This window comes from Streptomyces sp. NPDC050546, from assembly GCF_044457425.1.
Classification (GTDB): Bacteria; Actinomycetota; Actinomycetes; order Streptomycetales; family Streptomycetaceae; genus Streptomyces.
The window spans coordinates 154,508-171,306 of record NZ_JBITGX010000012.1 but is presented as its reverse complement, the minus strand read 5'-3'; the positions used below and the strand labels follow the sequence as shown (position 1 = coordinate 171,306).

11 protein-coding genes are annotated in these 16,799 nt (G+C 71.3%); 7 read left to right on the top strand and 4 right to left on the bottom strand.

From position 1 onward, the window contains the following. The first annotated feature begins 68 nt into the window (after positions 1–68). Positions 69–1,952 (top strand): AMP-dependent synthetase/ligase, encoded by a 1,884-nt coding sequence (locus ACIBK5_RS28585; protein ID WP_399023836.1) that lies wholly within the window; start codon positions 69–71, stop codon positions 1,950–1,952. 66 nt (positions 1,953–2,018) lie between these two features. Here ACIBK5_RS28585 and ACIBK5_RS28580 read toward each other — a convergent pair whose 3' ends face one another. After that, the gene (locus ACIBK5_RS28580) at positions 2,019–2,474 is read right to left on the bottom strand and encodes a two-component system response regulator (RefSeq protein WP_399023834.1); all 456 of its coding nucleotides are present in this window, start codon (positions 2,472–2,474) and stop codon (positions 2,019–2,021) included. Then, complete coding sequence (locus ACIBK5_RS28575) at positions 2,471–6,601, bottom strand: HAMP domain-containing protein (RefSeq protein WP_399023832.1); 4,131 nt, start codon at positions 6,599–6,601, stop codon at positions 2,471–2,473. Before ACIBK5_RS28575 ends, ACIBK5_RS28580 begins: the two co-directional genes overlap by 4 nt. A gap of 102 nt (positions 6,602–6,703) precedes the next feature. On the opposite strand from ACIBK5_RS28575, the gene ACIBK5_RS28570 reads away from it, so the two are divergent. Both ACIBK5_RS28570 and hemW read left to right on the top strand, forming a co-directional pair. Beyond that, positions 6,704–9,004 carry a SpoIIE family protein phosphatase gene (locus tag ACIBK5_RS28570; protein ID WP_399023830.1) on the top strand — a complete coding sequence of 767 codons (2,301 nt, stop codon included), beginning with the start codon at positions 6,704–6,706 and terminating at the stop codon, positions 9,002–9,004. 49 nt (positions 9,005–9,053) lie between these two features. Next, positions 9,054–10,286 carry a radical SAM family heme chaperone HemW gene (hemW, locus tag ACIBK5_RS28565; RefSeq protein ID WP_399023828.1) on the top strand — a complete coding sequence of 411 codons (1,233 nt, stop codon included), beginning with the start codon at positions 9,054–9,056 and terminating at the stop codon, positions 10,284–10,286. A 186-nt stretch (positions 10,287–10,472) separates the two neighbouring features. On the opposite strand, the gene ACIBK5_RS28560 is transcribed toward hemW, so the two are convergent. Next, positions 10,473–11,273, bottom strand: a complete 801-nt coding sequence (locus ACIBK5_RS28560; RefSeq protein WP_399023826.1) for a DUF3097 domain-containing protein — start codon at positions 11,271–11,273, stop codon at positions 10,473–10,475. 31 nt (positions 11,274–11,304) lie between these two features. Further along, entirely contained in the window at positions 11,305–12,036 is a 732-nt protein-coding gene (locus tag ACIBK5_RS28555) for an MBL fold metallo-hydrolase (RefSeq protein WP_399023824.1), read from the bottom strand. Between the two features lie 172 nt (positions 12,037–12,208). Here ACIBK5_RS28555 and hrcA point away from each other — a divergent pair, with 172 nt between their 5' ends. The 4 genes from hrcA (at position 12,209) to ACIBK5_RS28535 (ending at position 16,602) form a co-directional block, all read left to right on the top strand. Further along, on the top strand, positions 12,209–13,225 hold the full coding sequence (gene hrcA, locus ACIBK5_RS28550; protein WP_399023822.1) for a heat-inducible transcriptional repressor HrcA: 1,017 nt from the start codon (positions 12,209–12,211) through the stop codon (positions 13,223–13,225). After that, positions 13,225–14,361: a molecular chaperone DnaJ gene (gene dnaJ / locus ACIBK5_RS28545; protein ID WP_382493548.1), complete on the top strand. Its 1,137-nt coding sequence runs from the start codon at positions 13,225–13,227 to the stop codon at positions 14,359–14,361. Before hrcA ends, dnaJ begins: the two co-directional genes overlap by 1 nt. Positions 14,362–14,791: 430 nt before the next feature. Further along, on the top strand, positions 14,792–15,868 hold the full coding sequence (locus tag ACIBK5_RS28540; RefSeq protein WP_399023820.1) for a nitronate monooxygenase: 1,077 nt from the start codon (positions 14,792–14,794) through the stop codon (positions 15,866–15,868). After that, positions 15,865–16,602, top strand: coding sequence for a 16S rRNA (uracil(1498)-N(3))-methyltransferase (locus ACIBK5_RS28535; protein ID WP_399023818.1), 738 nt, complete (start codon positions 15,865–15,867; stop codon positions 16,600–16,602). The genes ACIBK5_RS28540 and ACIBK5_RS28535 overlap by 4 nt, the downstream gene beginning before the upstream one ends. Positions 16,603–16,799 lie beyond the last annotated feature (197 nt).

Below are 16,799 nucleotides of genomic sequence, written 5' to 3'. Positions count from 1 at the left end.
AACAACGGCTCGCGAGTAAAACCAGCCGCACCTGAGCCAGCCGCCTGACGCGGGCCCCGGAGGATGTCGTGAGCGACACACAGACCCTGATCGAGAACCGTCCGCCGTCGGTGGCGGGCCTGTTCCTGGAGCGCGTGGCGGCCACGCCGGACGCAGAGGCATATCGGTATCCGGTCCCATCGTCCTCCGGTCAGGGACCGGACGAGTGGAAGTCGCTGAGCTGGGCGCAGGCCGCCGAACGGGTCTACGCCATCGCGGCGGGACTCATCGAGCTGGGCGTGCGGGCCGAGCAGCGCGTCGCGCTCGCCTCCAGCACCCGGATCGAGTGGATCCTCGCCGACCTCGGCATCATGTGCGCCGGCGCCGCGACCACCACGGTGTACCCGCAGACCAACGCCGAGGAGTCCGCCTACATCCTGTCGGACTCCGAGAGCCGGGTGCTCATCGCGGAGAACGTGGAGCAGCTGGCCAAGGCGAAGGAGAAGCGCGCCGAGCTGCCCGAGCTGACCCATGTCGTGGTCGTCGACCCGGCCGGTCTGGCGGCCGAGGAGAGCGCCGACTGGATCCTCACCCTCGACGAGCTGGAGAAGCGTGGCGCGGCCCGTCTGGAGAAGGACCCCGACCTGATCAAGGAGCGGGTCGGCGCGATCACCAAGGATCAGCTCGCCACCCTCATCTACACCTCCGGCACCACCGGCCGCCCCAAGGGCGTACGCCTCCCGCACGACAACTGGTCGTACATGGCGAAGGCGATCGCCGCGACCGGCCTGGTCAGCAGCGAGGACGTGCAGTACCTGTGGCTGCCCCTCGCGCATGTCTTCGGCAAGGTGCTCACCTCCGGCCAGATCGAGGTCGGGCACGTCACCGCCGTGGACGGCCGCGTCGACAAGATCATCGAGAATCTGCCCGTCGTGCAGCCGACGTACATGGCGGCCGTGCCGCGCATCTTCGAGAAGGTCTACAACGGCGTCGCCGCCAAGGCCCGCGCGGGCGGCGGGGCCAAGTACAAGATCTTCCAGTGGGCGGCCGAGGTCTCGCGCGAGTACGCCAAGGCCGCGCAGGACAACTTCCGGCGGACCGGAACCATGTCCGTGCCGTTCGGGCTGGGCGCGAAGCACAAGGTCGCCGACGCGCTGGTGTTCGCCAAGATCCGTGAGGCCTTCGGCGGCAACCTGCGCGCCTGTGTCTCCGGGTCGGCCGCCCTCGCGCCGGAGATCGGGTACTTCTTCTCCGGCGCCGGCATCCACATCCTCGAGGGCTACGGCCTGACCGAGTCCTCGGCGGCTTCGTTCGTGAACCCGGGCGAGGCCTACCGCACCGGTACGGTCGGCAAGCCGCTGCCCGGCACGGAGGTGCGGATCGCCGACGACGGGGAGATCCTGCTGCGCGGCCCCGGCATCATGGAGGGCTACCACGGGCTGCCCGAGAAGACCGCCGAGGTGCTGGAGTCGGACGGCTGGTTCCACACCGGGGACATCGGGGAGCTGTCGGCCGACGGGTACCTGCGGATCACCGACCGCAAGAAGGACCTCATCAAGACCTCGGGCGGCAAGTACATCGCGCCGGCGGAGGTCGAGGGGCAGTTCAAGGCGGTGTGCCCGTACGTGTCCAACATCCTGGTGCACGGGGCCGACCGGAACTTCTGCACGGCGCTCATCGCGCTCGACGAGCTGGCCATCGTGGAGTGGGCGAAGGAGAACGGGCTCGGGGGGAAGTCGTACGCCGAGATCGTGGCCGCGCCCGCGACGGTCGAGATGGTCGACGGGTATGTGAAGCAGCTCAACGAGGGGCTTCAGAAGTGGCAGACCATCAAGAAGTTCCGGCTGCTGCCGCGGGATCTCGATGTGGAGCACGGTGAGATCACGCCGAGTCTGAAGTTGAAGCGGCCGGTGGTGGAGCGGGAGTACAAGCATCTCATCGAGGAGATGTACGAGGGCTCTCGCGAGGCGTAGGGGGGGGGCAGGGGCTGCACGGCGGGTGCGGGTGCGTTGTGGCTTGTCGCGCAGTTCCCCGCGCCCCTAGGTGGCCGAATCCACTCGGCGTCTTAGGTCCTGGATCTCCTTTCGCAGGCGTTCCACCTCTCTGCCCTTGCGGTAGAGGTCCAGGAAGACGGTGACCTTCGCCCTGAGGACCCAGGGGTCGAAGGGCTTGGTCAGGTAGTCGGCGGCGCCGGTCGCGTAGCCGCGGAAGGCGTAGCCCGAGTCGTCGTCCGCGCCCGTCAGGAAGATGATCGGGACGTCGCGGGTCTGGTCGAGGCGTTTGATGTGGGCGGCCGTCTCGAAGCCGTCCATGCCGGGCATGCGGATGTCGAGCAGCACCAGGGCGATCGGCTGCCGCAGCAGGGCCTTCATCGCCTCCTCGCCCGAACGGGCCCGCACCAGCGGTTCGTTGAGGGAGGCGAGGACGGCCTCCAGGGCGGTCAGGTTGTCCTCCATGTCGTCGACCAGGAGGATTCCGGCGTGGTCGGTGCTCATGACGGTCGGGTCTCCTCCGCCGGGTCCTCAGCGTCCTCGGTGTCCTCCGGGTCCAGCAGTTCGCACACGACCGTCAGCAGCCGGTCGATGTCCACCGGCTTGGGCACGTAGTCGTTGGCGCCGCGGGCGATGGACTTCTCCCGGTCGCCCGGCATCGCCTTGGCGGTCAGCGCCACGATCGGCAGGCCCGTCCAGCGGGGTGCGCGGCGGATGGCGGAGATGGTCTCGTAGCCGTCCATCTCCGGCATCATGATGTCCATCAGGACCAGTTCGACGTCCGCGCTGCGCTCCAGGGTCTCGATGCCCTCCCGGCCGTTCTCCGCGTACAGCACGGTCATGCCGACCCGGCCCAGGACATGGGTCAGAGCGAACACGTTGCGGATGTCGTCGTCGACGATCAGCACCCGGCGCCCGGCCAGGATCCGGCCCGGCCTGCCGGACGTCCACGCCTCCAGCTTCGTCGGCGCCGGCCAGGCGTCGTCCGTTTCGTGCGCGGCCGGGTACGGTCCCGCCGCCGGCTGGAGGGACAGGGACAGAGGCAGGGCCGTGCGCTCCTCCGGGAGCGGAGTCGCAGCCGGCGCCGTGTGGCCGGGGCTGACGACCGGGACGTACAGGGTGAACCTGGAACCCTTGCCGGGCTCGCTCTCGGCGATGATCCGGCCGCCGAGCAGGCCCGCGATCTCCCGGCTGATCGACAGGCCGAGGCCGGTGCCGCCGTACTTGCGGTTGGTGGTGCCGTCGGCCTGCTGGAACGCCTCGAAGATCACCGGGAGTTTCTCCGGCGCTATGCCGATGCCCGTGTCGGACACGGTGAACGCGACGACGTCATCGGTGTCCCGGACCCAACGGTGCTCGGCGTCCTGCACCCGGTCGACCCGCAGCTCGACCTTGCCCGACGCGGTGAACTTGATCGCGTTGGACAGAAGATTGCGCAGGATCTGCTGGAGCCGCTGCTCGTCCGAGTACATCTCGCGCGGTACGTCCTCGCCGACCGCCACCTCGAAGGCGAGCCCCCGGTCGATGGTGAGGGGGCGGAACGTGGCGTGGACGTAGTCGAGCAGCTTGATGAGCGGGAGCCGCTTGGGGCGTACGTCCATCCGGCCGGCCTCGATCTTCGACAGGTCCAGGATGTCGTTGATCAGCTGGAGCAGGTCCGAGCCCGAGCGGTGGATCGTCGTCGCGAACTGCACCTCCTGGTCGGAGAGACGGCCGTCCGGGTTGTCGGAGAGCAGCCGGGCCAGGATCAGCAGGGAGTTCAGCGGCGTGCGCAGCTCGTGCGACATGTTCGCCAGGAACTCGGACTTGTACTGGGAGGACGTGGCCAGCAGGGCGGCCTTCTCCTCCAGTTCGGCGTTGGAGCGCTGCAGCTCGCCCTGCTGCTTCTGGAGTTCGTCCGAGCGCTCCTGGAGCTGCATGGCGAGGCGCTGGGACTCGCCGAGCAGGGACTCCGTGCGGGAGTTGGCGATGATCGTGTTGATGGCGACGCCGATGGTGTTCACGAACTGGTCGAAGAACGCCAGGTGCACATCGGAGAAGCGGGAGAAGGAGGCGAGCTCGATGACACCGAGGAGCTTGTCCTCGAAGAGGATCGGGATGATGACGATCGTGGTGGGGGCCGCCTCGCCGAGACCGCTGTTGATCTTGATGTAGTCCGGCGGGGCGCCCTCCACCAGGATCCGCTTCTTCTCCCGGGCCGCCTGCGCGACCAGGCCGTGCACGGGAAGGGCCCCGGTCTCGACGGTCGCGTCCTGGGCGGCGCCGTACCCGGCGATGAAGGCCAGGCCCTTCGTCGGCACGGCGGTGCGCAGGGCCGCGCCGTCCTCGTCCGGGTCGGCCAGGTAGAACGCGCCGTACTGCGCGTTCACCAGCGGGGTCAGCTCCCGGAGTATCAGGTCGGCGACCTCCATCAGGTCGCGGTGGCCCTGCATCAGGGCGGCCAGACGGGCCAGATTGGACTCCAGCCAGTCCTTCGCGCGGGTCGTCTCGCGGAGGTTGGCCACCATCAGGTTGATGTTGTCCTTCAGCTCGGCGACCTCGCCGCGCGTCTCGACCGTGATCGAGCGGGACATGTCGCCCTGGGCCACCGCGGAGGCGACCTCGGCGATGGCGCGGACCTGGGTGGTGAGGTTGAGCGCGAGCTCGTTGACGTTCGTCGTCAGGCGCTTCCAGGTGCCGTAGACGCCCTCGACCCGGGCCTGGCCGCCCAGTTGGCCCTCGCTGCCGACCTCGCGGGCCACACGGGTGACCTCGGAGGCGAAGGAGGACAGCGTGTCGACCATCGTGTTGATGGTGGTCTTCAGCTCCAGGATCTCGCCACGCGCGTCCACGTCGATCTTCCGGGAGAGGTCGCCCTGCGCCACGGCCGTCGCCACCTGGGCGATGTTGCGCACCTGGGAGGTGAGGTTGTCGGCCATGTAGTTGACGTTGTCCGTCAGGTCCCGCCAGACGCCGGAGACGCCCAGCACCTGGGCCCGGCCGCCGAGCCGGCCGTCGGTGCCGACCTCGCGGGCGACGCGGGTCACCTCGTCGGCGAAGGCGCGCAACTGCTCCACCATCGTGTTGACGGTGTCCTTCAGCTCCAGGATCTCGCCGCGGGCGTCGACCGTGATCTTCTTCGACAGGTCGCCGTTGGCGACGGCGGTGGTGACCTGGGCGATGTTGCGCACCTGGGAGGTCAGGTTCAGCGCCATGAAGTTGACGTTGTCGGTGAGGTCCTTCCAGACGCCGGAGACGCCCCGGACCTGGGCCTGGCCGCCGAGGTTGCCTTCCGTGCCGACCTCGCGGGCGACGCGGGTGACCTCGTCGGCGAAGGCGGAGAGCTGGTCGACCATCGTGTTGATCGTGGACTTGAGCTCCAGGATCTCGCCCTTGGCCTCCACCGTGATCTTCTTGCCGAGGTCGCCCTGGGCGACGGCGGTGGAGACGAGGGCGATGTTCCGCACCTGCGAGGTGAGGTTGTCCGCCATGAAGTTGACGTTGTCGGTGAGGTCCTTCCAGACGCCGGAGACGCCCCGGACCTGCGCCCGTCCGCCGAGGTTGCCCTCGGTGCCGACCTCGCGGGCGACCCTGGTCACCTCGTCGGCGAAGGCGGAGAGCTGGTCGACCATCGTGTTGATGGTCGACTTGAGCTCCAGGATCTCGCCCTGCGCGGCGACCGTGATCTTCTGGGACAGGTCGCCGTTGGCCACGGCCGTCGTCACCTGGGCGATGTTCCGCACCTGCGAGGTCAGGTTCGACGCCATGAAGTTGACGTTGTCGGTGAGGTCCTTCCAGACCCCCGACACGCCCCGCACCTGCGCCCGTCCGCCCAACTGACCCTCGGTGCCGACCTCGCGGGCGACCCTCGTCACCTCGTCGGCGAAGGCGGAGAGCTGGTCGACCATCGTGTTCACGGTCAGCTTCAGCTCCAGCAGCTCGCCGGTCGCCTCCACCGTGACCGTGCGGGTCAGGTCGCCGCGCGCCACCGCAGTCGTCACCGCCGCGATGTCCCGCACCTGGGCCGTCAGCCGGGACGCCATGGTGTTGACGGCCTCGGTCACGTCCCGCCAGCTGCCCGACAGGCCCCGCACATTGGCCCGGCCGCCGAGCCGGCCCTCGGTGCCGACCTCGCGCGCGACCCGCGTCACCTCGCCCGTGAACAGGGACAGCTGATCCACCATCGTGTTCACGGCCCGGCCGAGACGGCGCAGGTCGCCGCGTAACTGCCGGGTCCCGTCGTGCAGATCGACCCGCTGGGTCAGATCGCCGCCGGCCACCGCGTCCAGCACCCGCGTGGCGTTCGCCGCCGGGGCGACCAGGGCGTCGAGCAACTGGTTCACGTCGTTGACGCGGGAGGTCCACAGACCCTGGCCCGGACTCGCCGAAAGGCGCTCGTCGAGCCGGCCGTGCCGCACCAGTTCCCGCCTCACGCGCCGTGTCTCGGTGGTGAAGTGAATGCTGCGGTCCATGATCTGGTTGAAGACCGCGGTGAGTTCGGCCACCATCCCGTGGCCGGATTCCGGCACCTTGGCGAAGTCGCCGTCACGTGCGGCGGTCATCGCGGCGAGCAGTGGACGCAGATCGGATGTACGAATCTGACCTTCTTCGTACCCATCTTCGACCACAGGAGTAGCACTGTTCTCACTCATGGCGGCCCACTTCGGTAACTCGGCGCTTATGGGCGGGGTCAGTCTGTCACTCTGTCGGCATCGACTGTGGCGTATTCGTACGAACTGCCCGGGGAGCTGTCCATGGGGGCCATTCCGACGCAACGGGAGACCGCCTCCCGTGCCTCGCAGGCGCCTGCCCACGCTTCGGAGACGCCTGCGTCCGGTGAGGACGAGCCCGTTTCCGAGGAGCCCGCACCGACTGCCGAGACGCTCACGCCCGACGCGTGCGCGCCGGCCTGCCCGGCGCCCGCACCCATACCCGAGGCGCCCGCGCAGGAGCGCGCGCGGGCGCACGCGACCCTGTCCGGCAGCTCGCTCGCGCCGGGCACCGCACGCGCCCTCGTGCGCTCGGCGCTCGCCGAGTGGACCCGGCTCGGTCTGCCCGGCACCGAGCACCTCACCGACCGCCTCGCCGACGACGCCACGCTCGTGGTCAGCGAACTCGTCACCAACGCCGTCGTGCACGCCGGCACCGACGTCGAGCTGGAGTGCCGGCTGGAAAGCGGCGGCGACGGACACGGCGGCGACACCGACGACAAGGAGACGGCCGCGCTCGTGGTCGAGGTCTGCGACCACCACCCCTCACGCGCCCCGCGCGGCGGCGAGCCGGAGACACCGCACGACATGCCCGAGTACGGGCGCGGCCTGCGGCTCGTCGGCGCGCTCTCCGAGGCCTGGGGCATCACGTACCGCACGGGCCGCAAGACCGTGTGGGCGCGGCTGCCCGCCGGGGGGTGCACGGCGGGCGAGCAGATCGAGGCGTACGCCGAGGAGCAGGCGCTGGCGCGCGGGCTGCGGGTGGCGGAGATCCTGGCGCCCGAGCCGGAGCCGGGGGTTGTCCCCGCCGGCGGCGGCAAGGGAGAAGCGGGGGAGGCCGGGTGGCGCCGGCGTGACGGATGGGACAGGGAGCACCCGCGGGACTCCCGCGGTTTATGGGACCGGCAGGACTCCCGCGGGCCTCGCGACCGGCAGGACCCGCAGGACTCCCACGGTCTGCGGGACTGGCGTGACTGGAACGACGTACGGGACTGGCGGGACCGTCACGAGGGCGGCTGTGACGGACGCGACGGTGCCTGGCTGGGCCGCGGCGCCCTCTCCTTCCTGGCAGAGGCCTCCGACCTGCTCGCCGGACAGCTCGACGAGGACCTGGTCGCCGCCCTCGCCGGGCAGCTGATCGTGCCGCGGCTGGCCGACTGGTGCGCGGTGTGGCTGGAGGACGAGGCCACCGGCGGTGGCTGGAGCGGTGGTGCCGGAGCGGGCGGGGCACGCCTGGCCCGCGTCTGGCACGGCAGCGAGAACCGCATCGAGGAGCTGCGCCGGGCCCTGGAGAAGGACCCGCCGCACCCGTCCGATCCCCCCGGATCCGGGCCCGTCGACTACCCCTGGCCGGGCGAGGCGCTCGGTGAGGCGCCCGGCGAGCCGGGGTCGGCGCTCGCGTACCGGCTGGTCGCCGGTGGACGCCCGCTGGGCACCCTGGTCATCGGCCGGTCCGGGGCGGCCGGCTTCCCCGACGAGATCACCGGCCTCGTCGAGGACCTCAGCCGCCGCGTCGCCCTCGCCATCGGCGCCGCCCGCCAGTACGCCCGCCAGGCCACCATCAGCGCCGTACTCCAGCGCGGACTGCTCCCCGGCGCCGTCGCCGAGATCCCCGGAGTGCGCAGCGCGCTCGTCTACGAGCCGTACGACAAGGGCGGGCCCAGCGGCGACTTCTACGACCTGTTCCCTGCCGGTGACGGCCGCTGGTGCTTCGCCGTCGGCGACGTCCAGGGCAAGGGCCCCGAGGCGGCCGTCGTGATCGGGCTGGCCCGGCCCTGGCTGCGGCTGCTGGCCCGCGAGGGCTACCGGGTCGCCGACGTCCTCGACCGCCTCAACCAGCTGCTGCTCGACGACGCCACGGAGGCCGCGGACGCGGCGGCCCGGGCGCTGGTGGCCGCGGGCGCCCGGCCGACCCCGCCCGGCGACGGCCCCCAGACACGTTTCCTGTCCCTGCTCTACGGCGAACTGGTCCCCTTCGACGGCGGTGTCCGCTGCACCGTCGCCTCCGCCGGGCACCCGCTCCCCCTGCTGCTCGGAGCGGGCGGCGAGGTCCACGCGACAGCGCAGCCACAGACCCTCCTGGGGGTCGTCGAGGACGCCACGTACACCAGCGACACCTTCGAGCTGCGGTCCGGCGACACGCTGCTGTGCGTCACCGACGGCGTGACCGAGCGCCGCTCCGGCTCCCGTCAGTTCGACGACGAGGACGGGCTCGCGGCGGCGCTGGCCGGGTGCGCGGGGCTGGACGCCGAGCTGATAGCCGAGCGGATCAAGCGGCTGGTGCACGAGTTCGGGGCGCGGCCCCCGGCCGACGATCTCGCGCTGCTGGTGCTCCAGGCGGAGTGAGCGGAGTGAGGAGGCGGAGCGAGCGCGCGGGTGCTGGACAATGGAAGGCATGCCTTCCGCACTTCCCGACGGCGAGCCCGTCCCCGACGACGGCGCGCTGCCCGCCTCCGCGCTCGCCGGGGCCGCCGGCCGTCCGCTCGGGTTCTATCTGCACGTCCCGTACTGCGCGACCCGCTGCGGCTACTGCGATTTCAACACCTACACGGCGACCGAGCTGCGCGGCACGGGCGGTGTGCTGGCCTCCCGCGACAACTACGCCGAGACGCTGGTCGAGGAGGTCCGCCTGGCGCGCAAGGTGCTGGGCGATGATCCGCGGCCCGTTCGCACGGTGTTCGTGGGCGGGGGGACGCCCACGCTGCTGGCCGCCGGTGATCTCGTACGGATGCTGGGCGCGATCCGTGACGAGTTCGGGCTCGCGCCGGATGCCGAGATCACGACGGAGGCGAATCCGGAGTCGGTGGATCCGGCGTATCTGGCCGCGCTGCGCGAGTGCGGCTTCAACCGGATCTCGTTCGGCATGCAGAGCGCGCGGCAGCATGTGCTGAAGGTGCTGGACCGTACGCATACGCCCGGGCGGCCCGAGGCGTGTGTGGCGGAGGCGCGGGCGGCGGGGTTCGAGCATGTGAACCTGGACCTGATCTACGGCACGCCGGGGGAGAGCGACGACGACTGGCGGGCGTCGCTGGACGCGGTGCTGGGGGCCGGGCCGGATCACGTCAGTGCGTACGCGTTGATCGTGGAGGAGGGTACGCAGCTCGCGCGGCGTATTCGCCGGGGTGAGGTGCCGATGACCGACGATGACGTGCATGCCGACCGGTATCTGATCGCGGACGAGGTTCTCTCGGGCGCCGGCTTCGAGTGGTACGAGGTGTCCAACTGGGCGACCTCGGAGGCCGGGCGGTGTCTGCACAACGAGCTGTACTGGCGGGGGGCCGACTGGTGGGGGGCCGGGCCGGGGGCGCACAGCCATGTGGGGGGGGTTCGGTGGTGGAACGTCAAGCATCCGGGGGCCTACGCGGGGGCGCTGGCGGCGGGGCGGTCGCCGGGGGCCGGGCGTGAGGTGCTGTCGGAGGAGGACCGGCGGGTGGAGCGGATTCTGCTGGAGCTGCGGCTCAGGGAGGGCGTGCCGCTGTCCCTGCTCAGGACGGAGGGGATGGCCGCCTCGCGGGTGGCGCTGGCGGACGGGCTCCTGGAGAAGGGCCCGTACGACGAAGGGCGGGCCGTGCTCACGCTGCGGGGGCGGTTGCTGGCGGATGGGGTTGTACGGGATCTGGTGGACTGAGGTGCTCGGCGTGGGTGCTGGGGGCGGGGAGTTGCGCAGCCCGGCGTGGCGGGGTGCCGCCGCGCCCACCCGTGCCGCCCTTAGCGGCACGCATGCCCGCAGGTAGGGCGGCCAGTGCGCATGCGCGCAGCTAGGGCGGCCAGTACGCATGCCCGCAGCTAGGGCAGCCAGTGCGCATGCCCGCAGCTACGGAGCCGTGACGAAGTCGATCAGTTCTTCCACCCTGCCCAGGAGTTCCGGTTCCAGGTCCTTGTAGGAGCGGACACCCGAGAGGATTCGCTGCCAGGCCGCGCCTGTGTTGGGTGGCCAGCCCAGGGAGCGGCACACTCCCGTTTTCCAGTCCTGGCCGTGGGGGACGCGGGGCCAGGAGTCGATGCCCAGGGACGTCGGCTTCACCGCTTCCCAGATGTCGATGTACGGGTGGCCCACCACCAGGGCGTGCTCGCTCGTCACCGACTCGGCGATGCGCCACTCCTTGCTGCCCGGGACCAGGTGGTCCACCAGGACGCCGAGGCGGGCGTCCGGGCCGGGGGCGAAGTCGGAGACGATCGACGGCAGGTCGTCGACGCCCTCCAGGTACTCCACGACCACGCCCTCGATGCGCAGGTCGTCGCCCCACACCCTCTCGACCAGCTCGGCGTCGTGCCGGCCCTCGACGTAGATGCGGCCGGCGCGGGCCACACGCGCGCGTGCGCCGGGGACGGCCACCGAACCGGAGGCGGTGCGCGTGGGGCGGGCGGGGCCGGACGACGGGCGGACCAGCGTCACCACCCTGCCCTCCAGCAGGAAGCCGCGCGGCTCCATCGGGAACACGCGGTGCTTGCCGAAGCGGTCCTCCAGCGTCACCGTGCCCGCCTCGCAGCGGATCACCGCCCCGCAGAAGCCCGACCCGGGCTCCTCGACCACCAGGCCCGGATCCGCCGGAACCTCGGGCACCGGCTTCGGCTTCTTCCACGGCGGGGTCAGGTCGGCGGAGTACTGGCGCATTCGAATGACGATAGGAGAAGGCGCACGGCGATCACCGCGACACGCCGAAACGCGCCGCCAGCGCGTCCCGCTGAGCCCGGACGAACGCCGCGTCCACCACCGCTCCGTGACCGGGCACGTACAGCGCGTCCTCGCCGCCCAGATCCAGCAGCCGGTCCAGGGCGGCAGGCCAGTGCGACGGCACGGCGTCGGGGCCCGACTGGGGCTCGCCCGACTCCTCGACCAGGTCCCCGCAGAACACCACCTCCGGATCACCCGGCACCAGCACCGCCAGGTCGTGCGCGGTGTGCCCCGGGCCCACGTTCGCCAGCAGCACCTGGCGGCCGCCGCCCAGGTCGAGCGTCCACTCGCCGGAGACCAGATGGCGGGGCGGGACCAGCCGGTCCGCCGACTCCCGCGCGACAGGCTCCGCCAGGCCGTTGCGTACCGCGTCCGCGCACAGCTCCTCGCGGTCCCGCACCCGCGTGAGGACCGCGTCCACGCCCACCGCGCCGAACACCTCCGCCTCCGGGAACGCCGCCGCGCCGAAGACATGGTCGAAGTGGGGGTGGGTCAGCGCGAGATGCGTCACACGATGACCGGTGAGCGACTGCGCCTGCGTGCGCAACCGCGCGCCCTCGGCCATGCTCGACCCCGCGTCGATCATGAGGACCGCGCCCTCACCGGCGACCAGTCCCGCCGTGCAGTCCCACACCGGGAGCCGGCACCGCCCCACCCCGGCGGCCACCCGCTCCCACCCGAGCTCTTCCCAAGTCACCGTCATACGGCGACGCTAGCGGTGACACCCGTCGCGGGCACGACAGCGCACGACCAGCCTTGCCGGGGGTGCACCCCACCGCCGTACACTGGGCCGGGGAATGCTGGCACTCGCACGCGCAGAGTGCCAGGCCACGACAGGCAGGGCAGCGAGCGGATGACTTCTGGAGGTGTGCGCGATGCTCAGTGAACGCAGGCTTCAGGTGCTGCGCGCCATCGTCCAGGACTACGTCGGCACCGAGGAGCCCGTCGGCTCCAAGGCCCTCACCGAGCGGCACAGCCTCGGCGTCTCCCCGGCCACCGTCCGCAACGACATGGCGGCCCTCGAGGACGAGGGATACATCGCCCAGCCGCACACCAGTGCCGGGCGTATCCCCACCGACAAGGGCTACCGGCTGTTCGTGGACAAGCTGGCCGGCGTCAAGCCGATGACCGCGCCCGAGCGGCGCGCGATCCAGAACTTCCTCGAGGGTGCCGTCGACCTCGACGACGTCGTGGCGCGTACGGTGCGGCTGCTGGCGCAGCTCACGCGCCAGGTGGCCGTCGTGCAGTACCCGTCGCTGACCCGGTCGACCGTGCGGCATGTGGAGTTGCTCTCCCTCGCGCCCGCGCGTCTGATGCTGGTGCTGATCACGGACACCGGGCGGGTCGAGCAGCGTGTGGTCGACTGCGTGGCGCCCTTCGGCGAGGCCTCGCTCGCGGATCTGCGCGCACGGCTCAACAGCCGTGTGGCGAACCGCCGTTTCGCGGATGTGCCGAGTTTGGTGGAGGATCTGCCGGAGGCGTTCGAGCATGAGGACCGGGGTACGGTTTCCACGGTGCTCTCCACGCTTCTGGAGACGCTCGTCGAGGAGAACGAGGAGCGGCTGATGATCGGCGGCACCGCCAATCTCACCCGTTTCGGGCATGACTTTCCCCTGGTGATCCGGCCGGTGCTGGAGGCGCTGGAGGAGCAGGTCGTGCTCCTCAAGCTGCTCGGCGAGGCCAAGGATCCGGGCGTGACCGTACGTATCGGTCATGAGAACGCCCACGAAGGACTCAACTCCACGTCCGTCGTGTCGGTCGGCTACGGTTCGGGCGGCGAGGCAGTCGCCAAGCTCGGCGTGGTCGGACCGACCCGCATGGACTACCCGGGAACGATGGGAGCGGTACGCGCAGTGGCACGGTACGTCGGACAGATCCTGGCGGAGTCGTAGTGGCCACGGACTACTACGCCGTACTCGGCGTGCGCCGCGACGCGTCGCAGGAAGAGATCAAGAAGGCCTTCCGGCGGCTCGCACGCGAGCTGCACCCGGACGTCAACCCCGATCCGAAGACCCAGGAGCGGTTCAAGGAGATCAACGCCGCTTACGAGGTGTTGTCGGACCCGCAGAAGAAGCAGGTCTACGACCTCGGCGGCGACCCGCTCTCGCAGGCCGCCGGCGGCGGCGCGGGCGGCTTCGGAGCCGGTGGCTTCGGGAACTTCTCCGACATCATGGACGCGTTCTTCGGTACGGCGTCTCAGCGCGGTCCGCGCTCGCGCACCCGCCGCGGCCAGGACGCGATGATCCGTATCGAGGTCGAGCTCGACGAGGCCGCCTTCGGTACGACGAAGGACATCCAGGTCGACACGGCCGTCGTCTGCAACACCTGCAGTGGCGAGGGTGCCGCGCCGGGGACGAGTGCGCAGACGTGTGACATGTGCCGCGGCCGCGGTGAGGTGTCGCAGGTCACCCGGTCGTTCCTCGGCCAGGTCATGACGTCCCGGCCCTGCCCGCAGTGCCAGGGCTTCGGGACCGTGGTGCCGACGCCGTGCCCGGAGTGCGCCGGTGACGGCCGCGTCCGTTCCCGGCGGACCCTGACCGTGAAGATCCCCGCGGGTGTCGACAACGGCACGCGCATCCAGCTCGCCGGCGAGGGCGAGGTCGGGCCGGGTGGCGGTCCCGCCGGTGATCTCTACGTGGAGATCCACGAACTCCCGCACTCCACGTTCCAGCGGCGCGGTGACGACCTGCACTGCACGGTCACCATCCCGATGACCGCGGCGTGCCTCGGCACGAAGGTGCCGCTGGAGACGCTGGACGGCATGGAGGAGGTCGACATCCGCCCGGGCACCCAGTCCGGCCAGTCGATCCCGCTCCACGGCCGGGGCATCACGCACCTGCGGGGCGGCGGACGCGGCGACCTCATCGTCCACGTCGAGGTCCAGACCCCGACCAAGCTCGACCCCGAGCAGGAGCGACTGCTGCGCGAGCTGGCCAAGCTGCGGGGCGAGGAACGGCCCACGGGGCAGTTCCAGCCGGGGCAGCAGGGGTTGTTCTCACGGCTGAAGGACGCGTTCAACGGGCGCTGACTTTGGGCGGGCCGGCCGCTGCTGGGGGTCCGGGGGTCGCCCCCCGGGCAGGCACAGTCAGCCTGGGCAGCAGGGGTTGTTCTCGCGGTTGAAGGATGCGTTCAACGGGCGCTGAGCTGGGTGGTCCGGCTGCTGCTGGGGGTCCGGGGGTCGCCCCCCGGGCTGGCACAGTCAGCCGGGGCAGCAGGGGTTGTTCTCGCGGTTGAAGGATGCGTTCAACGGGCGCTGAGCTGGGTGGTCCGGCCGCTGCTGGGGGTCCGGGGGTCGCCCCCCGGGCTGGCGCAGTCAGCCTGGGCAGCAGGGGTTGTTCTCGCGGTTGAAGGACGCGTTCAACAGGCGCTGAGCGGCTTTCGGAGGGCCCTTTCCTCTGGTCTATGCCACACAGCGGGCCGGTTTCAGGGTTGTTCGGAGGACGTGACAACATGCGGTCATGTCCTCCGCGCTGACCGATCTCTTCCCGCACCCGATCGTGCAGGCCCCCATGGCGGGGGGCGTCTCCGTACCGCAGCTCGCCGCCGCCGTGTGCGAGGCGGGCGGGCTCGGATTCCTCGCCGCCGGGTACAAGACCGCCGACGGGGTGTACCAGGAGATCAAGCAGCTCCGGAGCCTCACCAGCAGGCCCTTCGGCGTGAACGTCTTCATGCCGCAGCCCGAGTACGCCGACCCCGCCGCCATCGACGTCTACGCCCACCAGCTCGCCGGCGAGGCCACCTGGTACGAGGCGGAGCTCGGCGATCCGGACAGCGGCCGTGACGACGGCTACGAGACCAAGCTCGCGGTACTGCGCGACAACCCCGTGCCGGTCGTGTCGTTCCACTTCGGCGTGCCGAGCCGGGAGGTCATCGACAGCCTGCACCGCGTCGGCACCTTCGTCCTCGCCGCCGCTACCACCCCCGACGAGGCCCGGGCCGTCGAGCGGGCGGGCGCGGACGGGGTCATCGCGCAGGGCGTCGAGGCCGGCGGCCACCAGGGCACGCACCGGGACATCCCGGAGCTGGACGGTTCCGGAATCGGGCTGCTGTCGCTGGTCGCGCAGATCCGGGAATCCGTGAGCATCCCGATCGTCGCCGCGGGCGGCATCATGCGCGGTGGCCAGATCGCCGGGGTCCTCGCGGCCGGTGCGAGCGCGGCCCAGCTCGGCACCGCGTTCCTCGCCACGCACGAGTCGGGCGCGAACGCCCTGCACAAGCAGGCGCTGACCAACCCCCTGTTCGTGCGCACGGAGTTGACCCGGGCCTTCTCCGGGCGGCCGGCGCGCGGCCTCGTCAACCGGTTCCTGCGCGAGCACGGCCCGTACGCGCCGCCCGCCTACCCCGAGGTCCACCACCTGACCTCGCCGCTGCGCAAGGCCGCCGCCAAGGCGGGGGACGCGCAGGGGATGGCCCTCTGGGCGGGGCAGGGCCACCGCATGGCGCGGGAGCTGCCCGCCGGGCAGCTGGTGGAGCTGCTGGCCGGTGAACTCGCCACGGCGCGCGCGGTGCTGTCGGGTGGGGGCGGCGTCCTGTGACCGCGCCGGTGTTCGTGGTCGAGCACCTCGACGCGGGCGGTGGTGGCCGGTACGTCCTCGACGGGCCGGAAGGGCGGCATGCCGTCTCCGTGAAGCGGCTGCGGGCCGGTGAGGATGTCGTCCTCACGGACGGGGCCGGGCGGTGGGCGGACTGCGTCGTGCTCGACACGGAGGGCAAGGACCGGCTGATCGTCCGGCTTGACTCGGTGACCGAGGAGCCGGTGGAGCAGCCCCGTGTCACGGTCGTCCAGGCGCTGCCCAAGGGCGACCGTGGGGAGCTGGCCGTCGAGACGATGACCGAGGTGGGTGTCGACGCGATCGTGCCGTGGGCGGCGGCGCGCTGCATCACCCAGTGGAAGGGCGAGCGTGGGCTGAAGGCGCTGGGCAAGTGGCGGGCGACGGCCCGGGAGGCCGGGAAGCAGTCACGCCGTGTGCGGTTTCCGGAGGTCGCGGAGGCGGCGACGACCAGGCAGGTCGCTTCGTTGCTGGCCGGGGCCGCGTTCGCCGGTGTGCTCCATGAGAGCGGGGACGAGCCGCTGGCGACCGTCGAACTGCCGTCGTCCGGTGAGATCGTGCTGGTCGTCGGGCCCGAAGGGGGCGTGGCGCCCGAGGAGTTGGCGCAGTTCGAGGAGGCGGGGGCGAAGGCGTACCGGCTCGGGCGCAGCGTGCTGCGTACCTCGACCGCCGGGACGGCGGCTGTTGCCGTGTTGTTGGCGCGCACCGGCCGGTGGTAGCGCCTGACGCCGGGTGGTGGGTCGGGGCCGCGCCGGGGGGTGTCCGTCCTCGGATTGGCGCGATGGGGTTGCGTACCGGCTCACTGTCCGTTGACGCGCCAACCGCTGCGGGCGGACACCCCCCGACACGTCCCCTTGCGTACGTCGGCGGGTGCGGGCACGTCGTGCCCCAGCTGCGGGCATCCGCGCCGCCCCCC

Bases quoted from the DNA above. Each gene is read 5' to 3' on its own strand.
- ACIBK5_RS28580 (WP_399023834.1), bottom strand. From the start codon at position 2,474: ATGAGCACCGACCACGCCGGAATCCTCCTGGTCGACGACATGGAGGAC.
- ACIBK5_RS28575 (WP_399023832.1), bottom strand. From the start codon at position 6,601: ATGAGTGAGAACAGTGCTACTCCTGTGGTCGAAGATGGGTACGAAGAA.
- ACIBK5_RS28570 (WP_399023830.1), top strand. From the start codon at position 6,704: ATGGGGGCCATTCCGACGCAACGGGAGACCGCCTCCCGTGCCTCGCAG.
- hemW (WP_399023828.1), top strand. From the start codon at position 9,054: ATGCCTTCCGCACTTCCCGACGGCGAGCCCGTCCCCGACGACGGCGCG.
- ACIBK5_RS28560 (WP_399023826.1), bottom strand. From the start codon at position 11,273: ATGCGCCAGTACTCCGCCGACCTGACCCCGCCGTGGAAGAAGCCGAAG.
- ACIBK5_RS28555 (WP_399023824.1), bottom strand. From the start codon at position 12,036: ATGACGGTGACTTGGGAAGAGCTCGGGTGGGAGCGGGTGGCCGCCGGG.
- hrcA (WP_399023822.1), top strand. From the start codon at position 12,209: ATGCTCAGTGAACGCAGGCTTCAGGTGCTGCGCGCCATCGTCCAGGAC.
- ACIBK5_RS28540 (WP_399023820.1), top strand. From the start codon at position 14,792: ATGTCCTCCGCGCTGACCGATCTCTTCCCGCACCCGATCGTGCAGGCC.